The sequence below is a fragment of the Gillisella vitis genome, assembly GCF_001541345.2.
Classification (GTDB): Bacteria; Pseudomonadota; Alphaproteobacteria; order Rhizobiales; family Rhizobiaceae; genus Allorhizobium; species Allorhizobium vitis.
The window spans coordinates 776,037-799,170 of sequence record NZ_LMVL02000001.1; the positions used below are offsets into that span (position 1 = coordinate 776,037).

Here is a 23,134-nt window from a genome sequence, read left to right on the forward strand (position 1 = left end):
CCTCACCTGACGCGGTAAATGCTGAACGGCAGGACATGCGGGTTAAAACCGGCCGTCTGCCATTTGCCTGTCCACGTGAATTTTCTCAGTGTCACCAGATCCTCAAGCGCGAGACTGCCGCTATCAGGCAGGCCCCAGCGCCACAAAGGCAGCTCGACTGTGCTGGTCTGGTCATTGTGCGTGTCGAGGCTGACTGCCACGAGCAGAACGTTTTCGCGGCCCGGACTGGCCTTTTCGAAAAACATCACCTGGTCGTTGGAAGAGGGCAGCAGCGTCAGGCCGAGATGGGAATGAAGCGCCGCGTTTTCGCTACGAATGCGGTTCAGCATGGTAATCTCGGCAATGATATTGCCGGGCCGGTCCCAGTCCCAGGCGGTAATCTCGTATTTTTCGCTGTCGGCATATTCCTTGCGCTTGGCATCCGGGCGGCCTTCGCACAGTTCAAAGCCGTTATAGACGCCCCAAAGCCCGGAAAGCGTCGCAGCCAGACCAGCCCGGATCAGATAGGCCGAGCGCGGCGCGTTTTGCAGAAAATCCGGGTTGATATCATGGGTGTTGACGAAGAAATGCGGCCTGAAGAATTCCTTCGGCGCTTGCGTCGTGAGTTCGAGCATATATTGCTCAAGCTCCCAGCGCAGATTGCGCCAGGTAAAATAGGTATAGGATTGCGAAAAGCCGATCTTGGCCAGCCTGTACATTACCTTTGGCTTGGTAAAGGCTTCCGAGAGGAAGACCACTTCCGGGTGGCGGGCGCGGATATCGCCGATCAGCCACTCCCAGAACGGAAACGGCTTGGTGTGCGGATTATCGACGCGAAACAGTTTGACGCCTTCGCCGACCCACATATCGACAATGTCGCGCAAGGCCTGCCAAAGCGCGGGAACAGCGTCATTGGCGTAGAAATCGACGTTGACGATATCCTCGTATTTCTTCGGTGGATTTTCCGCATAACGGATCGTGCCATCAGGGCGCCAGTCGAACCAGCCGGGATGCTGGGTCAGCCATGGGTGATCGGGTGAGGCCTGGATGGCGAGATCAAGCGCGATCTCCAACCCCTCATCGCGGGCCGCAGCGACTAGAGTTCTGAAATCCTCGAATGTGCCGAGCTGTGGATGAATGGCGTCATGGCCGCCATCGGGGGAGCCGATGGCATAGGGGCTGCCGGGATCGTTCGGCCCTGCCTTCAGGCTATTGTTGCGGCCCTTGCGGTTGGTCGTGCCGATGGGATGGATCGGCGGGAAATAGACCACGTCGAAACCCATGGCACGAATGGCCGGCAAGCGCTTGATGACATCGGCGAATGTGCCGTGACGATCCGGGTCGCCGCTTTGTGAGCGGGGGAAAAGCTGGTACCAGCTGGCAAAACCCGCCTCCAGCCGTTCAGCATCGACAGGAAGCGGCTGCGAGCGCAACCGGAAAGGTCTGGCATCGGCGCGGTCCATCAGTGCAAACGTATCGGCATGCAGCAACAGATCGGCCCGTTGCGGTTCCGGGTTCTGTTCAAGGCGAGCGATTAGTTGTTCGAGTTCTGAAGCCAGTTGGCCATCGGCCCTTGCCAAAGCCTTTCGCACAAGGGCGATGCCCTCCTGCAATTCCAGCTTCAGATCTAGCCTTGCCTCATGCTTCTTGGAAAGCTCGTAGTGAAAAATAGCAAATGGATTGCGCCAAGCCTCGACGACAAATTCATGCCGTCCGAGCCGTGACAACGAAAATTCACCCCGCCACCGGTCGTTTTCGATCAGTTCCATGCGGACTTCGGTCCAGTCATCCCTATCGCAGGGCCGCCAGAGCACGGCGGCAGACAGCGGATCATGACCATCCCCAAAAATATCGGCCTCGACCGTGATCCGGTCGCCGACAATGCGCTTGATGGGGAAACGTCCTTCATCCACGGAAGGCTGGATATTTTCAATCGCCAGACGCGGTGCGGCGGCGGCATCGCCTGCCGTCGTTTCAGGCTCGAACACGATGGCATCGGCCCGCTGGCCAGAGAGCAGGCAGAGCCCGCCCGGGCCGATTTTTCCTGTCTCCAAGATCGCGGACGGCGCTTGTCCCTGGTCGAGCGTCAGTGGCAGAAAGCCGGAGGCGAGCTCGTGCAGCGCATGGAGCGGCAGGGTCGCTGATGTGCGCAGATCCCGATTGAAGGTGACGATCCGAATGCGCTGCGACGACCGAAGGTCTTCCCGGTCGGATTGGACCAGAGCGCAGGCTGGAGAACCCGCTTTGGCGACGATCCGCAAGGGTTTTCCGAGAAAAACCAGCCGTTGTCCGGCTTGATCATTGAGGGCGCGAATGCTGGCGGACAGATCGAAACTGCCCTGGTCTTTCAGGCCCCTGATACCCTGGCCATCGCCATGCATGGGGTCGAGCGGTGTGCTAACCCCGAATTCGAACCCCATCGGCACCATCAAAGGACCGAAGGCGGCGGCAAGATGCAAGGCGCGGATCGCCTTTCGCTCGATGATCTCACGGCTTTCCGTGCCATGGGCAATCCGCCGGGCAAAAGGGGCTTCGGGAAAAGCGATCTGGATGCCGAGGGCGCGTTGCAGCGCGTATTCCTCAGCAAACCATGGCTCGTCCAGATTCCACCAGGCAAAGGATGAGAAACAGCCCGTAAAACCTGTGCCTTGCAAGGCGCGCCGCGCCTCGAAACTCGTGCCGGGTGTCCAGGCGAAGAAGCGGGCCGATGGGCCGACGGAGATCAGGTCTCGCCAGAAGGACGAAGGCGCGGAATCAATGCCGATACAGCGGAAACCGGCCACGCCAGCAGCAGTAAACCGCGCAATGCGCGCGCGCCATTCACCCAGCAGATGAGTTGCTTCATCGTTATTGGTAAAATCGACAGGGCGGCTACCGGAATGAAAGGGAGAAATCCTTGGATCGGCAATCTGTCCAGGCGGCGTTTCCGTCGCAATCCGGTCAATCACCAGATCCAGCATAAAGTCCAGGCCATGCGCCCTGGCGGCCTCGGTCAACTCCCGCAGGCGGTCATCGCCGCTGCCTGGGAGGTCCAAGGCGGGATCGAAAGTGTCGAAGGATTTGGATATGAATAGGCTCGCACCCGATGCACGCGAAAATGGCGGCGCACTGAGTATTGTATCGAAGCCGAGTCCTCGGACATGCTCAAACAGAGTGTTCCAATCCGCTATGCCTTTCAGCAGTAGCGGATGCACATAATAAATCTTCGGTGCGCTGGATAAAAACGATTGCCGGACAGTGTCTCCCCGGGCGGTGTCTTGTTGTTCGGCAGAATGTGATTGCGTCATCGTCCACCCGCATAATTTGTTTACCAAGGCCAAACACCTCACGCGGCAGGTGGTTCCATTCAATAAAACATATGCCGTTGAGAATGCAGGCGAAGGGCGGGGGGGAGTCCTTTGCAGGCGTTGGTTGAAACGTTTTGCTGCTCCGGCACTGACAATCGTTGCTGGTGGATGGAACCGTTACCCTGAGGATGGGTTGGTGGTGAGGCTGCACACATCGCAACGCCATCTGCGGCACGGCTTCTGCCGCAGATGGCGTCGATCGCTCAGGATGGACCCAATCATGACGTCAATGATCAACAGACTTGCCAAGAGACATGGGATCAACCTCGCCAGACCGGGAATAGAACAGGCGGAAGTTCCGATCTCAGACGCGACAAAACACCGGCTATTGGCTGCTCTCAATGTGGAAGCGGGTGAGCCTGGTTGCTGCTATCTGCCCGACTATCTTGTACAGGATCGCGTCTGGGGCATCAGTCTGCAACTGTATGAACTGCGATCAGTGCGCAATTGGGGGATCGGCGATTTTGCCGATTTGCAGAGCATGGTGATGCTTGCCGCCGATCACGGGGCCGATTTTATCGGGCTTAACCCGCTACACGCGCCTTTTCTGGCGGACCCTGCCCGGTGCAGTCCTTATGAGCCATCCAACCGCCGCTTTCTCAACCCGCTTTATATCGCTGTCGATCTGGTGCCGGGTTATCACCCAGGCATGAGCGGTAGAGAGACGCTCGATGCGTTACGGCGATCTAAACTCGTCGATTACAAAGCGGTCGCTGGTGTGAAGCTTGAGGTTCTGCGGCGGATCTGGGACGGTTCAAGACAGTTGGAGCGAAATGACGATCAGGACAGAGCCGATTTCAGACGTTTCTGCGATGAAAGCGGTGATGGTCTGCAAAATCATGCTCTGTTTGAGGCTTTATCCCGGTTCATGAGCGAAAGTGGTCATGGAGCGGGCTGGATGTCCTGGCCTGCGGAGTATCAGGATATCGATCATCCCACCGTTCGTGCCTTCCGTATAGAGAATGCCGAGGAGATCGCCTTTCATGTGTGGCTTCAATGGGTCGCGCACCGACAGCTTGAGACGGTTGCGGCCCAAGCGTACAAAGCAGGACTGAGGATCGGCCTTTACCTCGATCTCGCGGTTGGCGAAGCGTTGGATGGCTCGGCGACCTGGAGCGAACCGGAGATCTATCTGCGCGGCGCCAGCATTGGCAGCCCGCCCGATCCCTGGGCGGTGAATGGCCAGGATTGGCGGCTTGCCGCCTTGCAGCCGGCCTTGATCGCCTTTTCTCGCCGGTCGCCCTATCGTCAGATGATTGATGTGGCGATGCGCTATGCGGGTGCAGTGCGTATCGATCATGCCGCCGCCATTCAAAGGCTGTTCCTGGTGCCAGCCGATAGGGGGCCGGAGGAGGGGGCCTATGTCGATTATCCCGCCCGCGAGATCCAGGGCGTGATTGCCGAAGCCTCCGTGCGCAATCGATGCCTGGTCATTGGTGAAGATCTCGGTCTGGTGCCGTCAGGGTTACGCCAGCAGATGGCGGATGCCAATCTCCTGTCCTATCGCATCCTGTCTTATGAAAGAGACAATCGCGGCTTTATCGCGCCGGATAAATATCCGGCCATGGCGCTTGCCTGCGTCTCGACCCACGACCACCAGACGCTGGCCGGATGGTGGCGCGGTGCCGATATCGAAGCCCGCGCGGCACATGGAATGGTACCGGAAGCATCAAGACGCCAAGAGCAGGCCGACCGCATTAAGGAACGTGCTGACCTGCTGCTGGCCTTCAAATCGGCCGGAATCGCATTGCAAGAACATGGCGTCGAACAGCCGGATATCCATGAGCGTGCGGTGGCCGCCCATCGGTTTATGGCGAAAACAACCTCCATGCTGGTCTCTATCCGGCTTGCCGATCTCACTGACGAGGAAAACCCGACCAATATTCCGGGAACCAGCAGCAGCTATCCGAACTGGCAACCGAAACTCTCGGTCGCCTGCGAGGATCTCACCAGGTGCGCCCTTTTCAATCGGATCGTCGACGCCGTCCGGGAGGAAAGACCCAAAACGAGGGAGGGGAGCTAGAGGTGGGTAAGGCAAAACGGGTCGCCGTTTTTCTCGAAAAGGCAGACTCAACCAACGACACCGACTGCCTTCGGAAACATGGAGGAATGAGCCTGGATCTGATTGTGAATGAATGCCCCTAGATATTGAGGGGCTGAGCTATCGAGCCCAATTATGACCCGATGGAAACCGCTATTCCCGAGCGTATTTAAGCAGAAAAAACGCATAAATGCTTGCCGCTTTGGCCGCTTTCCTGTAGATAATTCCGCGTTCGGGTATTTATGATCCCGGAGACTGGACTGATTGTATCTCCGCGCCTAATCTTCTGGGTTGTGCGGCTCTGGGGGCTTAACCTCCGCTGGTAGACGTCTTTTCCCCGTTATCGCGACTTACCGACCTGTCTCTTCGCGAAGGGACGATGCATGCTTCGTCCGGCCGCCGCCGGGCGTGGCGAAACTAAAAACTCAAGGGATAAGGACTTCTCCCATGGCCATCAAGGGCACCGTAAAATTCTTCAATCAGGACAAGGGCTTCGGCTTCATCACCCCGGAAGGCGGCGCGAAGGACGTTTTCGTTCATATTTCCGCTCTCCAGGCTGCTGGCATCCAGACGCTTCGTGATGGCCAGGAAGTCACCTTCGACACCGAAGCTGACCGCATGGGCAAGGGCCCGAAGGCTGTAAACATCCGCGCTGCGTGATTGTTTCGCCTCCGTCCTTCACGGCGGATGATTTTGAACGGCGTTCCGTAAGGAGCGCCGTTTTGCGTTTACTGCGTCTGGTTTTCATTCCTTCAATGAATGAGCGCGCAAAAAATCTGAGATGAGACTTCAGGCGGCCCGCACAGGACCGGCATCGATATCCACCGCAGCAAAGGCTGCCGCGATGACATCAGGGCCAGCCCCCGGTTTGGGGGCGTCTGCCGAAAGGATCTGGCGAAAGCGCCGAGCCCCGGCATAACCCTGAAACAGCCCGACCATATGGCGTGTTAGATGCACAAGACGTCCGCCTTCGGCGATGTGACGGGCGGCATAGTCCATCATCGTATCGCGAACGGCGTCCATGTTTTGAGCCTGAACGGGTGCGCCATAAATGCGTGCGTCGACTTCGGTCAGCATCGTGGCATTGTTATAGGCGGCCCGGCCAACCATAACGCCATCCATCACCTGCAAATGCGCGCTGGCCTGATCCAGATCGGTAATACCGCCATTAATCCCAAGAAATAGATCCGGGTTCTCCTGTTTCATCAGGTGAACCAGCGAATAATCCAGCGGCGGAATGTCACGGTTTTCCTTGGGGCTGAGGCCCTGTAGCCAGGCCTTGCGTGCATGAATCCATAGGGCATCCGCACCAGCGCCGATCATCCGTTTGATGAAATCCGGCAGAATGTCACCCGGTTCCTGGTCGTCGACGCCGATCCGGCATTTGACGGTGACGGGAACAGTGGAAACCGCTTTCATCGCCTGGATGCAGGCCTCGACGGTTTGCGGTTCACGCATCAGACAGGCACCGAAGGTTCCGGCCTGGACCCTGTCCGATGGACAGCCAACATTCAGGTTGATTTCGTCATAGCCCCAGTCATTGGCTATCCGCACGGCTTCCGCCAGCTTATGCGGATCGGAGCCACCAAGTTGCAGTGCCAGCGGGTGCTCACTGGCGTCAAAAGCCAGCAGACGATCCCGCTTGCCATGCAGAATGGCATCGGCGACGATCATTTCCGTATAGAGCAGCGCATGGCGGGTCAGCAAACGGTGAAACCGCCGGCAGAAGGTATCCGTCCAGTCAATCATCGGGGCGACAGCGAAGATTTTATGGGAGCGATAGTCAGGGTTCATCTGCTCAAGCGGCTGTTGCATCGTTACACGCTCTCTGGATGAAGTGGTAAAGCAGTTGATCGACTTCCAGAAGATGCTGAACGCGGCTGATTTTTCTCAGCACGTCTGCCAGTTGATGGATGGTATCCACGGGCGGCTTCATCTGCACCACATTCTCCGGCACGCCCAGCGTTGCCGCAATCAGCTTGGGGTAACTGGTGTCGTCCTGTCCGGGATCGAAAACAGTAAACTGCGACAGAGAATCGAGCGCCTTGAGCGCGAGCGCCATCCACGTAAACGCACGGCAAGATCTCGGTTTCCCTGTCCTCGCCGTTCAGCCGGACGCGAATGCTGGGTTTCGTGGAAAAGCCGTCAGGGACAATATAGCCCTGTATCTCCGCTCCAGTATCTTGGTAAACGCAGAAATTCATTTATTTACGGGCATCTCTCGTTAACATGGCAGTTTGTAACACGAAGGCATTGAAGATGGGGACCAGATCCTTGCCTTCAGATATTCGCAAACGGAATACGAAAGATCATTCAATGATCTTTCGTATAAGAGCCAATTTTAATTCCGTCCAGCCTTACTCAGCAGGCTGGACGTGATGACAGGTGTGACGTCGTCACAAAAGCAAGGCCGTCACGCTGTTCAACCCGATGATACCGCAGCCAGCGACGGTGCAGCATCGGGACGGCGAACGGAATGCTCGCGCCGCTCCAACTCGGTCACCATGGCCAGATCCAGCACTTTTTGCAGGTCCGCGGCGTGGCGGAAGTCGGGTTCCCGGGTCTTTCCCTCCTGAACCGCAGTGACGAAGCGTTGGTAATTGGTGGCAACGGTGCCTGCATCCAGTTCCGTCCAGATGCCCTTTTCCACATCGTCGCCCATGCAGGCCCGCAATGTATTGCCGGTCGGCGTGTGTGTCACCTCCAATGCGCCCTTGTCGCCATGCATGCGCAGGCGCAATTCGTTGAGGTGGCCGGTCGCCCAGCGCGAGGCATGCACGACGCCGATGGCGCCATTGCTGAATTCCGCCGTCATGGTGAAACTGTCATTGGCATCGAGATCGTAATCGCCAATCCGGTTGCCTGGCGCTTTCTCGAATGTCTTCAACCGGGCGAAAATATGCTCGACATCGGTTGCCGCGCCGTAGCCGGCAAAATCGAGAATATGAATGCCGACATCGCCCAATACGCCGTTGGAGCCATGCTTGGTGGATAGCCGCCAGAGCCATTGGTCCTCGGTCGCCCAGTCACCCCAGGCTTTGGACACCAGCCAACTTTGCAGATAGGAGGCCTCGATGTGGCGGACCTTGCCGATTTCTCCGGCCTGGACGATCTGCCGGGCCTTTTGCACTGGCGCGACATTGCGATAGGTCAGGTTGACCATGTTGACCAACCCGGCGGCATTGGCCTTGCGGGCCATCTCGTCGGCTTTTTCAAAGCTTTCCGCCAGCGGCTTTTCGCAGAACACATGCTTGCCCGCCGCGATCAATTGAAGTGTTGTCGGATAATGCACCCGGTCAGGTGTGACATTGGCGACGGCATCGAACTCACCCCACGCAAGCGCGTCGTCCAGCGAAGTGAATGTATTGGCAATATCATGGCGCAGCGCAAAGCCACGCACCTTGGCGATATCGACATCGACAGCGCCGACCAGTTGCGCATCGCTATTGGTGGCGAACTCGATGGCATGACGGTTCGCCATGCCGCCGGTGCCGAGAATGAGAATACGGACGGGTTTGTTCATCGATATCCGGCCTCCCCGGCCTTATGCAATTTCGGACCCCGTTCCTCTATCGGCTCGAGCGCCTGATCGACCGGCACATTCGGGGCATCATGAATGGATTTCAGCGCCGGGCGTGGATTATACGCCCATTTCACAGCGTTGCAGATCACCTGTTGTATCGTTTCGTTATGGTAGGTCGGGTAGGTTTCGTGGCCGGGACGGAAGTAGAAAATGTTGCCAGCGCCGCGCCGCCAGGTCAGACCGGAGCGAAAAATCTCTCCGCCGGAAAACCAGGAGATGAACACGGTTTCCAGTGGCTCCGGCACGGAAAAGAACTCGCCGTACATTTCCTCGTTTTCCAGCACGAACTGTTCGGGTATGCCAGCCGCGATCGGATGGCCCGGATTGACGGTCCAGACGCGTTCGCGCTCGCCGGCCTCACGCCATTTCAAGGCGCAAGGCGTGCCCATCAGCCGTTTGAACGGCTTGGCAAAATGGCCGGAATGCAGGACGATCAGGCCCATGCCTTCATGGACGCGGGCGACAACCCGCTCGACGATCTCGTCGCGGACGCTGCCGTGATCCTTGTGGCCCCACCAGATCAACACATCGGTCTGCTCCAGGCGCTCGGCGCTCAGGCCATGCTCGGGCTCCTGCAAGGTTGCGGTCGTGGCCTCGATGTCGCTGTTCCGGTTCAAAGCCTTGGCGATGGCTGTATGCATGCCTTCCGGATAAAGATTTCCCACCACTTCATTGAGGTGCTCATGAATATTCTCACCCCAGACAACCGTCTTGATCGTCACGCGCTTCTCCTATCGGTTGACATTTCCATCCGTGAAAAATCCGCAGCCTGATGGCTGCAAGCCCCCGTTTATCCGTCACCGGCTTCCCTTGATGCCGTCTCCCCCTGTGACACCTCGTCCAATGCCCAACTCATCGATGTTAAGGCACCGAATATATTGACGCATCTTAGTGCCAAGCTTGGCAATTTCGAGACGATGAAACGTTCCATTCTTCCAGAAAGTTGGATGCCAGGTCGTCTAATCAAGTGGGACAAATGCAATTCGGGCTTTTTTCGGCGAAAATGATAGATTGGAATGAATCAGCAATCGGGAACAGGCTCTTGGACAATAAAACGGTCGAAACGGAAAAACCAACCCACAGGCGTGGCTATGGAGTCTCGACAGTCTATGAGACCTTGCGCAATGAGATCATTGAGCTGACGCTGGCGCCCGGCAGCCCTGTCGATGAGCAACAACTGTCCGACCGCTTTTCCCTGTCGCGCACGCCGATCCGCGAGGCCTTGGTGCGGCTTGCCGCTGAAGGCCTGATCACCACGCTGACCAATCGTGCCACAATCGTCTCTTCCATCGACTTTCTGGGCCTTTCGGAATTTTTCGATGCACTGACGTTGATGTACCGGGTGACGACACGGCTTGCCGCGCTTAATCATACGCCAGACCATATCGAGCAGATCCGCCGGTTCCAGGAGGTTTTCGCGCAGGCGGTCGAAAGGCGCGATGTGCTTGCGATGATCGCCAGCAATCGGGATTTTCACGTCGCTATCGCGAAGGCGGGCAAAAATCGCTACTACGAGGATCTGTTCACGCGGTTGCTGGATGAGGGTCGCCGGATTCTCCGGCTCTATTATTCGTCCTTCAACGATGTGCTGCCGAGGCAGTATGTCACCGAGCATGAAGATATGATCCAGGCGATCATCGAGCGCGATGCAGAGCGCTCCGATGCACTGGCCACCGCCCATGCCGACCAGATCGTGCGCCAGATCCGCTCCTATATCACCGCAGACGGACGCCAGAGCATAAATATCAAGCTTTGAGCCCAAGTGCCTATTAGGGAGTGCCTATTAAGGTCGAGAGTTTTTGCGGGTTCAGCGTCTTGTATTTTATTTGTCGACAAGAGATTGTAGAGGTGGTAGATGGCTTTCATCGACTGTGAACCGCGCCTTTTGCCTGCGGTCAATCTTGGAGAATTCGATGAGCCCACTGGTTTTCAAGGGATGCATTCCCGCTTTGATGACGCCTTGCAAAGCGGACCGGACACCTGATTTCGATGGGCTGGTGCGCAAGGGCAAAGAGCTTGTTGGTCTCGGCATGTCGGGCGTGGTCTATTGTGGATCAATGGGTGATTGGCCGTTGCTCACCGATGAAGAGCGCCAGGAAGGTGTGCGCCGGCTGGTTGAAGCCGGTGTACCGACCGTGGTCGGAACCGGTGCGATCAACACCCGCTCAGCCGTGAGCCACGCGGCCCATGCGGCCAAAGTTGGAGCCAGCGGCTTGATGGTGATCCCGCGGGTTCTGTCGCGCGGCTCCTCGATTGCCGCCCAGCGTGACCATTTTTCCGCTGTTTTGGAAGCGGGCAAGGATTTGCCCTCGGTGATCTATAACAGCCCCTATTACGGCTTTGCGACGCGCGCCGACCTGTTCTTCCAGCTGCGTGCCCGCTTTTCCAATCTGATTGGTTTCAAGGAATTCGGTGGCAAGGGCGATATGACCTATGCGGCCGAAAACATCACCTCCGGCGATGACGGCCTGATCCTGATGGTCGGCGTCGATACCGGCGTCTATCATGGCTTTGTCAATTGCGGCGCGGCTGGTGCGATTACTGGGATCGGTAATGCGCTGCCAAAAGAGGTTTTGCACCTGATGGCCCTCTGCAAAGAGGCGGCCACGGGCGACCCGCGAGCCCGCCGCGAAGCCAAGGAATTGGAAGAGGCGCTGATGGTGCTTTCGACCTATGACGAAGGCCCGGACCTGGTGCTGCACTATAAATATCTGATGGTCCTGAACGGCGAGACCGAATATACGCTGCATTTCAACGAGACCGACGCTTTGAGTGCCTCGCAGCGCGCCCATCTGGAAAATCAGTATGCGCTGTTCAAGTCCTGGTACGAAGCCCGCTACCCCAGCCAGCGTTGAGGGCTTGTTTTAGAGTTTGAAGTAGCAACCTATCTGTAGAGCTTCAGCGTCAGAATTTCGAAGGGCTGGAAGGCAAGATCCAGCCCTTCTTCGTTGATGTCTACCGCCACCGGATTTTCTTCAAGCAGATCGACAAGGGCGGCATGGGTGATCCCGTTGCCGAGTTTAATCCGCGCGTGACGCTGGCTTCCGGTGGTTTCCCAGAGGCGGACGATATAGCCATCCCCTGCCTCTGCCTGCTTCACCGCTTCCAGCGTAATGCCATCTGTTCCTATCGACAGCAGTGGCGGCGCTTGATCTCCTGAGACAACATTAGCTTTTCCAGTCACGACGATCTGCAACGGCATGTTGAAATCCTCGGCGGCATCATGCACCACGGCCTTGTCGCCATCATGCAGCAGCAAGGCGTAGCGCAGGCGATGCTCGCCCTGATCGGCATCCGGCCAGGGATAGGTCGGTGAGCGCAACAGGGTCAGGCGAATATCGCTGCCCTTTGCGTCATAGCCATATTTGCAATCGTTGAGGAAGGCGATGCCGAAATCCGGTTCGCTGATATCGATCCAGCGTTGCATGGAGCATTCGAACCGGGCGCGGTCCCAGGAGGTGTTGCGGTGCGTGGCACGGCGGACATGACCGAACTGGATTTCCGCATCAATTGACGCGGTGTTCAGCGCCATCGGGAAGCCGGTTTTGACCAGCGTATTGTGCTCGTGCCAGTCGATGACTGTATCGAATTCCAGCTTCCTGCTGTCGGCTTCCAGCGAAACGACCTGAACGATCCGCGAGGTCTCGTAGCGCCATTCGAACCGGATTGCGGCGCGCAAAGGCCCGGTTTCAACAATCTCGGCGCTAACGAGATCATCGATCTCGAAACTCTGGTCTTCGAAATCGCTATCGATATCCCAGGCGTCATATTCCGCAGGCATGTCCCGGAAGGCCTGGAGGCGATTGGCCGTTTGGCCGGGCTTGAAGACATGGCGGTCTCGCACCTTGTCATGCAGTGACAGGATGCGACCTTTGGGGTCGAAAACTACATCCAGAAAGCGGTTGGTAAGCCGAAATGGTTCTACGTCCACAGCACAGGGCGGTGTCGGGCCGCAGGGCAGGGCGGCGGACAAGGACAGCGGCGGCACGTTTTCCAGCCGGACGGCGTGGGTTTTCGATCCATCCGCCAAAACCAGGGTCTGGCCCGAGGCATGAAGTTCATGGGTCTGCGCCAGACCGGCGCGATGGCGACCGGTCACATTCAACACGGCATCGCCGCCATGGGTTGGCAACAGCGCCAGGAGTTCGGCGCGCAGGCTTTCAGCCTCGGTAAATAGCCGGGCGTAATCCTGATCACTGTCTTCATAGACCGCGCCAATGGATGATCCCGGCAGGATATCGTGGAACTGGTTGAGCATGATAATGTCCCACAGGTCGCGCAATCGCTGTGTGGGATAGGCATGACCAGCCTGCCGCTCCGCCATCACCGCCAGCGTCTCCAATTCCCGAAGCGCAATTTCGGCTTTGCGGTTAAAGCGCTTGTTCTTGGCGACGGAGGTCAGCGTGCCGCGATGAAACTCCAGGTAAAGCTCGCCAACCCAGGTCGGATAGTCTTCGGGATGGGCCTGCATCTCCGCGATCAGCCGTTCAAAGAAGGGCCGCATCTGCCCGTGTTCCACCTTCGGGCAACCGGGTATGCCGCGTTCCATCCGGCGGATATTATGAAGCATTTCCCGGGTTGGGCCGCCGCCGCCATCGCCATGGCCATAGACCAGGAACAGTTCCTTGCCCAGCCGCTGCTGGCCGTGGCGTTTCCAGGTACCCATCACATGGGTCGGCTTCAGATTGGGGCAATAGGTGGTGTTGATCAGCTTGGAATCATAGGGCTGCGTCGTCAGGAAATAGGCGACCACCTTGCTGCCGTCGATGCCCTGCCAGAACAGCTTGTCGTCAGGCATTCGGTTGGTGTCGTTCCACGACAGTTTATGGGTGACGAAACTGTCGAGGCCGGATTTGCGCATCAATTGCGGTAGCGCCGCCGAATAGCCGAATGTGTCCGGCAACCAGACCATGCGCGGCTCGACGCCAAAGGTTTTGCGATGATAGGCGACGCCATAGAGGATATGGCGCACTAGCGCCTCGCCACCGGCAATGTTGACATCCGGCTCCAGCCACAGCGCGCCTTCAATTTCAAATCGCCCGGTCGTCACATGGGTGCGGATGCGCTCGAACAGTTGCGGATAGTCATCAGCCAGATAATCCAGCAGCACGCATTGATTATACATGAAGCGGTAATCGGGAAATTCCTCCATCAGGGCAAGCGCAGTCGCCATGGATCGCGCCATCTTCTGCCGGGTTTCCCGCACCCGCCAGAGCCAGGCCACATCGATATGGGTATGGCCGGTTGCCACCACCACCGGCTTTTCCTCGAAATCAGCGGCATTGTAGATGGCCGCCGTGATGGCTCGTGCCTCGGCAAGCGAGGCCTTGAACCTGTTCTCATTGCCCTTTCGAAAATCAACGGCGTTGATGGCGCTGTCCAGGGTGCGCAATATGAAATGGCGGCGCGGATCGTCTTCTGCCAGCAGGCGGGCCACGTCCAGCGGCACGCGCATGTCGTAATAAGCGTCTTCCACCTCCAGATCATGGCGATGCAGGCTGACGGCAAAGCCGAGTTGCCGTCGATCCTCAATGGTCCCCGCTTCGATCAGGATGTCGAAGCTCTGGCCAGCATGGGCAGAGGGTGTCAGCAGGAATTCGCGGTGGTTGGCATCCCCGCCTTGGGTGATCGTTCCATCAATCCGTACCAGGCATTGTGGATCGCTGCGGCCCATGACATTGCCAAAGGCGGCCTCGATGCGCCCAACGATCCGCTGCCCGTCCATGCCTTGTGGCAGGGTGGCTTCGCCGCCGAACCAGTAGTAGCCATCCGGCTCACCCCAGATATGGTCCGGCGTCACCGCCACCCAATGTTCGCGGCTTTCGCTCAGCGCACTTGCACGCTCGTCATAGTGCGCCGCCCGAAACCTTAGTGGCACCGAAACGCCGAGTGGCTGGAAGATAAGGTCTGCCAACCGGGCGAGCAGGCTATCGAGCTTTCGTATGGTTTTCATGGCGGCGTCTGTATCCGATGTTGTTCTGCTGGCCCGACGTTTGCGGTGCCTTTGTCCTATCGATTTTAAGCCAGTTGCTCCAGAAGGCCGATCCCTTCATCCTCACCCCAGACATCGGCAACAGTGACGGGCTTACCACTTCGGCTGCTTTCCAGCGCGGCAATCCCGCAGAGAACCGACATGGCGCCCGCTCTTGCTCCGGCCCGCTGGCGCAATTCGTCGTTCATGCCGGGCTTCAGCAACATATTGCGCAGCCGGTCGTCGCCGCCGTAATGGCCGCCGGAGGAGTGCGGCACCCAGATGCGCTCGACCTCGCCGAAATTGCGCATCAGCACGATTTCATCGGCTGGCGGCTCTGTCCAGGGCTGTTTTTCATACTGGCGAAGCTCGATACGCCCCTTGTGGCCATTGAAGGCAATATGGTGCCCCTCAATCGGCATATAGGTATTCAGCGAATAGGAGACATGGACACCGTTCTGGTAGCGGATATTGGTGACCATGGTGTCGGGAATGTCGATATCCTCCCGGTAGACGCAGGCATCGCGCACATAGCCGTCTTCCTTGGAGGGCGCTTCGTAAAGCGCTTCGAGCAAGGGTTCCTTCCGCATATCGAAATAATGGTCACATTGCTGTGCATGGGGACAGGTGCGACAGCGCTCGCCGCGAAACGGCCCGTTGCGTCCGTAATGCTTCAGATCGGCAAAGGCGGATACCAGATCCGGGTCCGAATCGAGATACCAGTTCAGGAGATCGAAATGGTGGGTGGCCTTGTGGACGAACAGGCTGCCGGAATTCTCCGTATAGGCATGCCAGCGGCGGAAATAGTCGGCGCCGTGGCTGGTGTTGAGATACCAATGGAAATCGACAGAGGTGACATCGCCGATGACGCCCGAATTCAGCAATTCCTTGATACGCGCAGCGGTCGGCGCGAAACGATAGTTGAAGGAGACATCCAGCCGCCGCCCCGTGCGCTTTTCGGCGTGCAGAATGCGCTTGATCTTGGCGGCGGTCGTGGTCATCGGCTTTTCGCTGATCACGTCGGCGCCAGCTTCCATGGCCTTGACGATCAACTCGTCATGGGTGCTGTCACGGGTACAGACTATCACTAGATCCGGCTTTTCAATGGCCAGCATCTGGTCGAAATCCAGGTAGATCGGCACTGAGGAGCCGATATGGGCTTGCGACTGTTCGGCGCGCAGTCCGTTCAGGTCGCAGATTGCCACCAGTTCGACCTGATCGCCCCATCGCTCGACAATATCGCGCCCCCACATGGTCGTTCCCCGGTGGCCGGCGCCGACCAGGGCAAAGCGTCTCTTGCGTATGACTTGCATGCCATCCTCCTTGGCTACAGCCGTGGTGTCCTGCAGGCGCTATCACGCCGTATCCGGCGGACAGGACGCCCACAAACCTCCTCCATGGGCTATGTGGTTGTTCCAGATTCAATCAGGGTGCCGGGCTTGGTCCGGAGTTGGTTTTTGCATGGAAGTGCCGTGGACCATGGCTCGTAAAAACCCCTCCACGGGCTCCCGCGTCTCTGTTGGCCTCTGCTCTTTTGGTGATGATGCAAAATCATTTCCTTCGGCCCGACTTAACTGCTATGCTAGCATATCATTTGCCATTGTCATGCTGAGATTGTTTGTCAGTATGAAATTTTCACGGCTTGACAGGCGGTGGAAACATCGACAATTTGAAGAGCAAATGCCGGTGTTTCGGGAGATATCGGCAGCTTAGAGAACGTCTATAAGTAGAGGTTGTGAAAATTTTTTCATTTCCTTGTCGGAACTGCCAAATGACCTCGGGAGGGAGGTTTGGGCTGTGACGCAAGTGATTTGAATTCATCTGGATACTGGGGAGGAGACCAGAATGATGACGAAATTCAGCAGACGAACCGTGCTCGCCAGCATGGGTCTGGCAATGCCGCTGATTTGCATGGGTGCGGTTGGCGCAAGGGCGGCCACCAACCTACGATTTTTGTGGTGGGGCTCCAAGGAGCGCAACGACCGGACCTTCAAGGTCATTGAGGCCTATAAGGCTAAGAACAGCGGCACAGCCATCGATGGCGAGTCTTTCGGCTGGGACAATTACTGGACACGTCTGGCCACCCAGACGGCAGGCGGCAATGCGCCCGACCTGATCCAGATGGATTACCGCTATATTTTCGAATATGCGCGGCGCGGTACGCTGCTTGATCTGACGCCCTATATGGGAAAATCGCTGAAAATCGATGATTTCGGTGCCGCCAATATCGATGCCGGCAAGGTTGGCGGCAAGCTCTATGGTGTCAATCTCGGCGTTAATTCTGTCACCGCACTCGTCAATAAGGCGGCTTGGCAGGAAACCGGCGTTGACATGCCTCATGAAGGCATGAGCTGGGAAGAATTCGGTGAGGCCTGCGCCAAGGTGTCTTCTGCCAAAAAGCGCCGGGGCTTTTATGGAACGCAGGACGGCAGCGTCGGCGAAAGCAATCTGGAATGCTGGCTGCGTCAGCGCGGCAAAGCGCTTTATACGGCGGATGGTACCATCAGTTTCGACCAGGCCGATATAACGGAATGGTTCAAATTCTGGGCCTGGATGCGTAAGATCAAGGCCTGCGTGCCCGCCGATATCCAGGCACTCGACCAACTCAATGTCGAAAACAATATGGTGACATTGAACAAGGCGGCCGTTGGCTTCGTCAATTCAAATCAGTTCATCGCCTTCCAGGCCGTCAACAAGGATCCATTGACGCTGATGAGTTATCCCGAAACCAAGGGTGGCAAGCCTGGGCATTATCTGAAGCCTTCTATGCTGATTTCGGTCTCCGCCGCATCCGCCAACAAGGACGCTGCTGTCGATTTCGTCAATTTCCTGGTCGAGGACAAGGATGCGGCGCTGGCGCTCGGGATCGAGCGCGGTATTCCGGCATCGACGACCATGCGCGAGGCGCTGGAACCGACGCTGAACGACCAGTCCAAGGAAATTCTTGACTATATCGCCCGGCTGACGCCGCATGTCGGTCCGCTTCCGCCACCACCGCCGAACGGTGCGGGCGAAAACCAGATGCTGATCAAGAAGATCGGCGAAGAAGTCGGCTTTGGGCGTCTTTCGCCGGAAGACGGCGCGGCGAAATTCGTCGATCAGGCGGCTGCCAATCTGAAACGGGGTTGAAACCGTGAACACCACTCGCGATGGAATGGCCGGCACCTCTGGTGCCGCGCCAGTGATGCAGCCTATCTCGACACCGTCACCGTTCAGGGCCAGTCTGGCGCGCAACGCGCCAGGCTATCTGTTTCTTCTGCCCTGGTTCATCGGCTTTTTCGTGCTCACGCTCGGCCCGGCGCTGTTTTCCTTCTGGCTGTCGCTGACCGATTATAATCTGCTGCAATCGCCCAATGTCGTCGGCCTGGACAATTACATCCGCATCGCCACGGCTGATGAAAAATTCATGTCTTCCATGCGCGTGACGCTGGTTTATGTGATTTTGTCGGTGCCGTTGAAGCTGACCTTCGCCCTGCTGGTCGCGCTGCTGCTCAACAAGGGCATTCGCGGCCTGCCGCTTTATCGGGCGGTCTTCTACCTGCCATCGCTTCTGGGCTCCAGCGTTGCCATCGCAGTGGTCTGGCGGCAATTGTTCGATGGCGACGGGGCGATCAACGTGCTGCTTTGGAATACCTTCGGCATCGAAGGGCCAAGCTGGATCTCCAATCCCGATTACTCCCTTTATACGCTGGTTATTCTGGCGGTCTGGCAATTCGGCTCGCCGATGATCATCTTTCTGGCAGGCCTTCGGCAGATCCCGGTCGATATGTATGAGGCGGCCAGCCTGGATGGGGCTTCCAAAGTGCGGATGTTCTTCAAGATCACCCTGCCTTTGCTGACGCCGGTGATTTTCTTCAACGCGGTGGTGCAGACCATCGATGCGTTCAAGGCCTTTACGCCAGCCTATGTGATCTCCTCTGGTACGGGCGGTCCAATCGATTCGACGCTGTTTTATACGCTCTACCTTTATCAGGAAGCCTTCGGCTATTTCCGGATGGGCTATGCGGCGGCGCTGGCCTGGATTCTGGTGATCATCATCGCGCTGTTCACGGCCTTTTCCTTCCTGTCCTCGCGCTATTGGGTGCATTACGATGACTGATGCAGCACTTGCTTCCTCCCCGGACATCCATGCGCAGGAAAAACGGCGCTGGCCGGTGTCCCTTATTCTGCATATCGTTCTGGCGGCAGCCTCGCTGGTGATGCTCTATCCGCTGCTGTGGATGCTGTCCGGCTCGATCAAGGACCAGAGCGAGATCTTCGGTCAGGCCTCACTGATTCCTTCGAAAGTGGATTTCAGTGCCTATATGCGGGGCTGGCTCAGCACCCAGGTCAGTTTCGGCACCTATTTCTGGAATTCTCTGGTCATTGCCGTGCTGACGGTGGTGGGCAATCTGTTTTCATGCTCGCTGGCTGCCTATGCCTTTGCCCGTCTGGAGTTTCGGGGCCGCAATATCTGGTTTGCGCTGATGCTGGGGACGCTGATGCTGCCCTATCACGTCACGCTCATCCCTCAATATATCCTGTTTCTCGAACTGGGATGGGTGAAGACCATTCTGCCGCTCGTCGTGCCGAAGTTTCTGGCGGTCGATGCGTTTTTCATCTTCCTGATGGTGCAGTTCTTCCGTGGCATTCCGCGCGAACTGGACGAGGCGGCGATGATGGACGGGTGCAGCCCCTGGCGGATCTATTGGCGGATCATGATGCCGCTCTCTCTGCCGGTACTGGCAACGGCGGCGATCTTCTCCTTCATCTGGAGTTGGGACGATTTCTTCGGTCCGCTGATCTACCTGAGCGACATCAATACCTACACGGTGCAGCTTGGGTTGCGGTCTTTCGTGGACTCGACCGGCAGTTCCGACTGGAGCGGGCTGTTTGCGATGTCCAGCCTCTCGCTGGTGCCGATTTTCCTGATTTTTCTGTTTTGCCAACGCCTGCTGATCGACGGCATCGCCACCGCCGGACTGAAGCGTTGAAATATTTGTCCTTATAGGAGCCTATCGCATGAGTGCCTTGCATTTTGCCGTTATCGGCATCAATCACGATCATATTTTCGGCCAGATCGCTTTCATGCTGGACGCCGGAGCGGAGTTTTCGTCGTTTTTTGCAGAAGAAGACGTGTTGGCCCAGGCCTTCGCCGCCCGCTACCCACAGGCGCGGCGCGTTGCCGACCGCAGACAGATCCTCGAAGATCCATCGATTGCCTTGATCCTGTCGGCGGCCATTCCGGCCAACCGCGCCGAGATTGCGATTGCTGCCATGCGTCACGGCAAGGATGTTATGCTGGATAAGCCGGGCATGACCACGTTTGAGCAATTGGAGGCGGTGCGAAAGGTCCAGGCGGAAACGAAGCAGATCGTTTCCATCCTCTATTCCGAACATTTCGAGACGGCGTGCACAGTGGAGGCAGGCAATCTGGTCAAGGCCGGAATGATCGGCGAGGTCATCCACACGACCGGCCTTGGTCCGCATCGGTTGCGCAAACCACACCGGCCCGGCTGGTTTTTTGACCGGGCGCATTATGGAGGCGTGCTCATCGACATCGCCTCGCATCAATGCGAACAATTCCTGTTTTTCACTGGTGCCAAGGATGCGCAGATCCTGTCGGCCAGCACCGCCAACCGCGCCAATCCCGACACCCCCGGCCTTGAGGATTACGGCGATATTCACCTGACCACCGGCAAGGCCACCGGCTATATCAGGGTGGATTGGTTCACCCCTGATGGCTTGCCGACCTGGGGGGACGGGCGGTTGTTCATCGTTGGCACGGAAGGGACGATCGAGCTTCGGAAATATCTCGATATCGAGGGCCGCCCCGGTGCCGACCATCTGTTCCTGACCGACAAAACCGGCACGCGCTATATCGATTGCAGCAAAACCGAACGGCCCTATGGCCGGCAATTGCTGGCCGATATCCGGGATCGCACCGAAACCGCCATGGGGCAGGAGCATTGCTTCAAGGCCATGGAACTGGCGCTGAAAGCCCAGGCTTTCGCGGATGCGGCAAAGCAGAAGGGCGCTGGCAATGTCTAAGATCTTCAACGTTGCCGTCATTGGCCTTGGCATCGGCGCTCGTCATATCCGCGAGGGCTATATGCCGAACACGGATCTGTTCCGGGTCGCGACGATCTGCGATCTCGATCCTGCCCGTCTGGCCCAATTTGGCGAGGAATTTTCCATTGCAGGCCGAACCGACGATTTCGACGCCGTGCTGAACGATCCGTCCATCGACATTGTCGATATCTGCACGCCGCCCTCCACCCACTACGACCTGATCTTTAAGGCGCTCGATGCGGGCAAGCATGTGATCTGCGAAAAGCCGCTTGTCGGTTCGCTTGCGGAGATTGACCGGTTGATGACCCATGAGAAGACCGCCAAAGGTCGGTTGATGCCGATTTTCCAGTACCGTTATGGTGACGGCGTCCACAAGGCGCGCCGGATCATCGAGGCGGGTCTGGCGGGTAAAGCCTATATTGCCACGTCCGAAACCCACTGGACACGGCTGTCGGACTATTATGCCGTGCCGTGGCGGGGCAAATGGGCGACGGAACTGGGTGGCGTGCTGATGACCCATGCTATCCATATCAACGACATGCTGAGCTATCTGCTAGGACCGGTCGCCTCGCTCTATGCCCGCGTCGCCACCCGCGTCAATCCGATTGAAGTGGAGGATTGCGTCAGCCTCAGCCTGGAAATGACCAGCGGTGCTTTGGCAACCGTGTCGGCCACGCTGGGTTCGGCTGAAGAAACCTCGCGGCTGAAGCTGTGCTTTGAACATGTGACCTTCGAGAGCAGCCATGAGCCTTACCATCCCGGTGGCGATCCCTGGCGGATCATTCCGGCAAATCCTGACGTCGGGCAGAAGATCGACGCACTGCTTGAGGGGTGGGTTCCAATGGCTCAGCTGTTTTCCGGCCAGATGCAGGCTTTCCATGCCTGCCTTATCAATGACACGCCGACGCCGGTCACCACAGAAGATGCCCGCCGTTCGCTGGAATTCCTCACCGCTTGCTATTGGAGCGCCAAACATAAGCAGGAGGTGCATTTTCCTGTTGGTAGCGACAATGCCTATTACGACAGCTGGAGGCAGAACTGATGGCGACAAGCGTCACCCTGCAAAAGGTTTTCAAGCGGTATGGTGCGCTTGAAGTCATCCACGGTGTGGATCTTGAGATCACGCCGGGAGAATTCGTGGTGTTTGTCGGTCCGTCCGGCTGCGGAAAATCCACACTGTTGCGGATGATCGCTGGGCTTGAGCCGATTTCCGGTGGCACTCTGCTGCTGGACGGGCAAAGGATGAACGAAGTACCAGCGGCCAAGCGTGGCATTGCCATGGTCTTTCAGTCCTATGCGCTCTATCCGCATATGACGGTTTATAAAAACCTGGCCTTTGGTTTGGAAACGTCGGGCATGAAGAAGAAGGATATTGAGCCGCGCGTCCAGCGGGCCGCCGATATCTTGCAGATCCAGCCGCTGCTGGGGCGAAAGCCCAAGGCTTTGTCCGGTGGACAGCGCCAACGCGTCGCCATCGGGCGTGCCATTGTGCGCGAGCCGAATATCTTCCTGTTCGACGAGCCCTTGTCCAACCTCGATGCCGAATTGCGGGTGCAGATGCGTGTCGAGATCGCCAAGCTCCACCAGAGCCTGGGCAATACCATGATCTATGTGACCCATGACCAGGTCGAAGCCATGACCATGGCCGATACGATCGTGGTGCTGAAGGGCGGCTATATCGAACAGGTTGGCGCGCCGCTTGATCTCTATAACAATCCGAAAAACAAATTCGTCGCGGGCTTCATCGGTTCGCCGAGGATGAATTTTATCGAGACCCGGCTGATGGAAGCCGGAGACAGAACCGCTGTTGAGCTGAATGGCAAGCCGGTCGATCTGGCTCGGACAAGCCCCGGCGCAAAGGTCGGGCAAAAGGTCAGCGTCGGGGTCCGGCCCGAACATCTCAGCTTACGTCCGGCTGAGATTACGCTTGGTGAGGCGCATGTCGATCTGGTCGAGCATCTGGGCGGGCAGACCATTCTTTATCTGTCCATGCAGGACGGCCAGTCGATTGCCATGGTGATGGAAGACCAGCAGGCGATCCGCAAGGGCGAGAAGGTGACGATCCATATCGACTCGAAACGCTGCTATCTGTTCGACGAGGCGGGAAACCGGGTAAACGGTGGTGTGAACCGATAGGCAGGATAGGAAGCAACGGCTTTGCG

At 57.6% G+C, this 23,134-nt stretch carries 17 protein-coding genes; 10 read left to right on the plus strand and 7 right to left on the minus strand.

Features of this window, described 5'->3' with window-relative positions:
* Positions 1 to 2: 2 nt before the first annotated feature.
* On the minus strand, positions 3 to 3,266 hold the full coding sequence (locus tag ASB66_RS03295; RefSeq protein WP_060717398.1) for a maltotransferase domain-containing protein: 3,264 nt from the start codon (positions 3,264 to 3,266) through the stop codon (positions 3 to 5).
* A 280-nt stretch (positions 3,267 to 3,546) separates the two neighbouring features.
* Between ASB66_RS03295 and malQ the strand changes: the two genes are divergently transcribed.
* Entirely contained in the window at positions 3,547 to 5,349 is a 1,803-nt protein-coding gene (malQ, locus tag ASB66_RS03300; protein WP_234612835.1) for a 4-alpha-glucanotransferase, read from the plus strand.
* 465 nt (positions 5,350 to 5,814) lie between these two features.
* Complete coding sequence (locus tag ASB66_RS03305) at positions 5,815 to 6,027, plus strand: cold-shock protein (RefSeq protein WP_012653910.1); 213 nt, start codon at positions 5,815 to 5,817, stop codon at positions 6,025 to 6,027.
* 129 nt (positions 6,028 to 6,156) lie between these two features.
* On the opposite strand, the gene dusA is transcribed toward ASB66_RS03305, so the two are convergent.
* The 4 genes from dusA to ASB66_RS03325 all read right to left on the minus strand — a co-directional run bounded on the left by dusA (position 6,157) and on the right by ASB66_RS03325 (position 9,672).
* Positions 6,157 to 7,182, minus strand: a complete 1,026-nt coding sequence (dusA, locus tag ASB66_RS03310) for a tRNA dihydrouridine(20/20a) synthase DusA (protein ID WP_114386220.1) — start codon at positions 7,180 to 7,182, stop codon at positions 6,157 to 6,159.
* Positions 7,166 to 7,429, minus strand: coding sequence for a hypothetical protein (locus tag ASB66_RS03315; protein WP_060717400.1), 264 nt, complete (start codon positions 7,427 to 7,429; stop codon positions 7,166 to 7,168). The genes dusA and ASB66_RS03315 overlap by 17 nt, the downstream gene beginning before the upstream one ends.
* Before the next feature lie 360 nt (positions 7,430 to 7,789).
* The gene (locus ASB66_RS03320) at positions 7,790 to 8,890 is read right to left on the minus strand and encodes a Gfo/Idh/MocA family protein (protein ID WP_060717401.1); all 1,101 of its coding nucleotides are present in this window, start codon (positions 8,888 to 8,890) and stop codon (positions 7,790 to 7,792) included.
* On the minus strand, positions 8,887 to 9,672 hold the full coding sequence (locus ASB66_RS03325) for a ThuA domain-containing protein (RefSeq protein ID WP_060717402.1): 786 nt from the start codon (positions 9,670 to 9,672) through the stop codon (positions 8,887 to 8,889). The genes ASB66_RS03320 and ASB66_RS03325 overlap by 4 nt, the downstream gene beginning before the upstream one ends.
* A 320-nt stretch (positions 9,673 to 9,992) precedes the next feature.
* Between ASB66_RS03325 and ASB66_RS03330 the strand changes: the two genes are divergently transcribed.
* On the plus strand, positions 9,993 to 10,706 hold the full coding sequence (locus ASB66_RS03330; RefSeq protein ID WP_060717594.1) for a GntR family transcriptional regulator: 714 nt from the start codon (positions 9,993 to 9,995) through the stop codon (positions 10,704 to 10,706).
* 157 nt (positions 10,707 to 10,863) lie between these two features.
* Positions 10,864 to 11,805, plus strand: coding sequence for a dihydrodipicolinate synthase family protein (locus tag ASB66_RS03335; protein WP_060717403.1), 942 nt, complete (start codon positions 10,864 to 10,866; stop codon positions 11,803 to 11,805).
* 29 nt (positions 11,806 to 11,834) lie between these two features.
* Here ASB66_RS03335 and ASB66_RS03340 read toward each other — a convergent pair whose 3' ends face one another.
* Both ASB66_RS03340 and ASB66_RS03345 read right to left on the minus strand, forming a co-directional pair.
* Positions 11,835 to 14,903: an alpha-mannosidase gene (locus ASB66_RS03340; RefSeq protein ID WP_060717404.1), complete on the minus strand. Its 3,069-nt coding sequence runs from the start codon at positions 14,901 to 14,903 to the stop codon at positions 11,835 to 11,837.
* Positions 14,904 to 14,968: 65 nt separating this feature from the next.
* Complete coding sequence (locus ASB66_RS03345) at positions 14,969 to 16,234, minus strand: Gfo/Idh/MocA family protein (protein ID WP_060717405.1); 1,266 nt, start codon at positions 16,232 to 16,234, stop codon at positions 14,969 to 14,971.
* Positions 16,235 to 16,766: 532 nt separating this feature from the next.
* Here ASB66_RS03345 and ASB66_RS03350 point away from each other — a divergent pair.
* From ASB66_RS03350 to ASB66_RS03375, 6 genes are read left to right on the plus strand one after another with little or no spacing between them, the layout of a single operon-like run.
* Positions 16,767 to 18,050, plus strand: coding sequence for an ABC transporter substrate-binding protein (locus ASB66_RS03350; RefSeq protein ID WP_060717406.1), 1,284 nt, complete (start codon positions 16,767 to 16,769; stop codon positions 18,048 to 18,050).
* Positions 18,051 to 18,105: 55 nt separating this feature from the next.
* Entirely contained in the window at positions 18,106 to 19,020 is a 915-nt protein-coding gene (locus ASB66_RS03355; protein ID WP_060717595.1) for a carbohydrate ABC transporter permease, read from the plus strand.
* Positions 19,013 to 19,894, plus strand: coding sequence for a carbohydrate ABC transporter permease (locus ASB66_RS03360; protein WP_060717407.1), 882 nt, complete (start codon positions 19,013 to 19,015; stop codon positions 19,892 to 19,894). The genes ASB66_RS03355 and ASB66_RS03360 overlap by 8 nt, the downstream gene beginning before the upstream one ends.
* A gap of 28 nt (positions 19,895 to 19,922) precedes the next feature.
* Positions 19,923 to 20,951: a Gfo/Idh/MocA family protein gene (locus ASB66_RS03365; protein WP_060717408.1), complete on the plus strand. Its 1,029-nt coding sequence runs from the start codon at positions 19,923 to 19,925 to the stop codon at positions 20,949 to 20,951.
* Positions 20,944 to 22,014, plus strand: a complete 1,071-nt coding sequence (locus ASB66_RS03370; RefSeq protein WP_060717409.1) for a Gfo/Idh/MocA family protein — start codon at positions 20,944 to 20,946, stop codon at positions 22,012 to 22,014. The genes ASB66_RS03365 and ASB66_RS03370 overlap by 8 nt, the downstream gene beginning before the upstream one ends.
* Positions 22,014 to 23,108, plus strand: coding sequence for an ABC transporter ATP-binding protein (locus ASB66_RS03375; protein ID WP_060717410.1), 1,095 nt, complete (start codon positions 22,014 to 22,016; stop codon positions 23,106 to 23,108). Before ASB66_RS03370 ends, ASB66_RS03375 begins: the two co-directional genes overlap by 1 nt.
* Positions 23,109 to 23,134: the final 26 nt, after the last annotated feature.

What these genes read in the sequence shown, in the direction of transcription:
- ASB66_RS03305 (WP_012653910.1), top strand. Translation starts at nt 5,815, where the DNA reads ATGGCCATCAAGGGCACCGTAAAATTCTTCAATCAGGACAAGGGCTTC.
- dusA (WP_114386220.1), bottom strand. Translation starts at nt 7,182, where the DNA reads ATGCAACAGCCGCTTGAGCAGATGAACCCTGACTATCGCTCCCATAAA.
- malQ (WP_234612835.1), top strand. Translation starts at nt 3,547, where the DNA reads ATGACGTCAATGATCAACAGACTTGCCAAGAGACATGGGATCAACCTC.
- ASB66_RS03345 (WP_060717405.1), bottom strand. Translation starts at nt 16,234, where the DNA reads ATGCAAGTCATACGCAAGAGACGCTTTGCCCTGGTCGGCGCCGGCCAC.
- ASB66_RS03350 (WP_060717406.1), top strand. Translation starts at nt 16,767, where the DNA reads ATGATGACGAAATTCAGCAGACGAACCGTGCTCGCCAGCATGGGTCTG.
- ASB66_RS03295 (WP_060717398.1), bottom strand. Translation starts at nt 3,266, where the DNA reads ATGACGCAATCACATTCTGCCGAACAACAAGACACCGCCCGGGGAGAC.
- ASB66_RS03320 (WP_060717401.1), bottom strand. Translation starts at nt 8,890, where the DNA reads ATGAACAAACCCGTCCGTATTCTCATTCTCGGCACCGGCGGCATGGCG.
- ASB66_RS03355 (WP_060717595.1), top strand. Translation starts at nt 18,106, where the DNA reads ATGCAGCCTATCTCGACACCGTCACCGTTCAGGGCCAGTCTGGCGCGC.
- ASB66_RS03365 (WP_060717408.1), top strand. Translation starts at nt 19,923, where the DNA reads ATGAGTGCCTTGCATTTTGCCGTTATCGGCATCAATCACGATCATATT.
- ASB66_RS03315 (WP_060717400.1), bottom strand. Translation starts at nt 7,429, where the DNA reads ATGGCGCTCGCGCTCAAGGCGCTCGATTCTCTGTCGCAGTTTACTGTT.
- ASB66_RS03340 (WP_060717404.1), bottom strand. Translation starts at nt 14,903, where the DNA reads ATGAAAACCATACGAAAGCTCGATAGCCTGCTCGCCCGGTTGGCAGAC.
- ASB66_RS03375 (WP_060717410.1), top strand. Translation starts at nt 22,014, where the DNA reads ATGGCGACAAGCGTCACCCTGCAAAAGGTTTTCAAGCGGTATGGTGCG.
- ASB66_RS03370 (WP_060717409.1), top strand. Translation starts at nt 20,944, where the DNA reads ATGTCTAAGATCTTCAACGTTGCCGTCATTGGCCTTGGCATCGGCGCT.
- ASB66_RS03335 (WP_060717403.1), top strand. Translation starts at nt 10,864, where the DNA reads ATGAGCCCACTGGTTTTCAAGGGATGCATTCCCGCTTTGATGACGCCT.
- ASB66_RS03360 (WP_060717407.1), top strand. Translation starts at nt 19,013, where the DNA reads ATGACTGATGCAGCACTTGCTTCCTCCCCGGACATCCATGCGCAGGAA.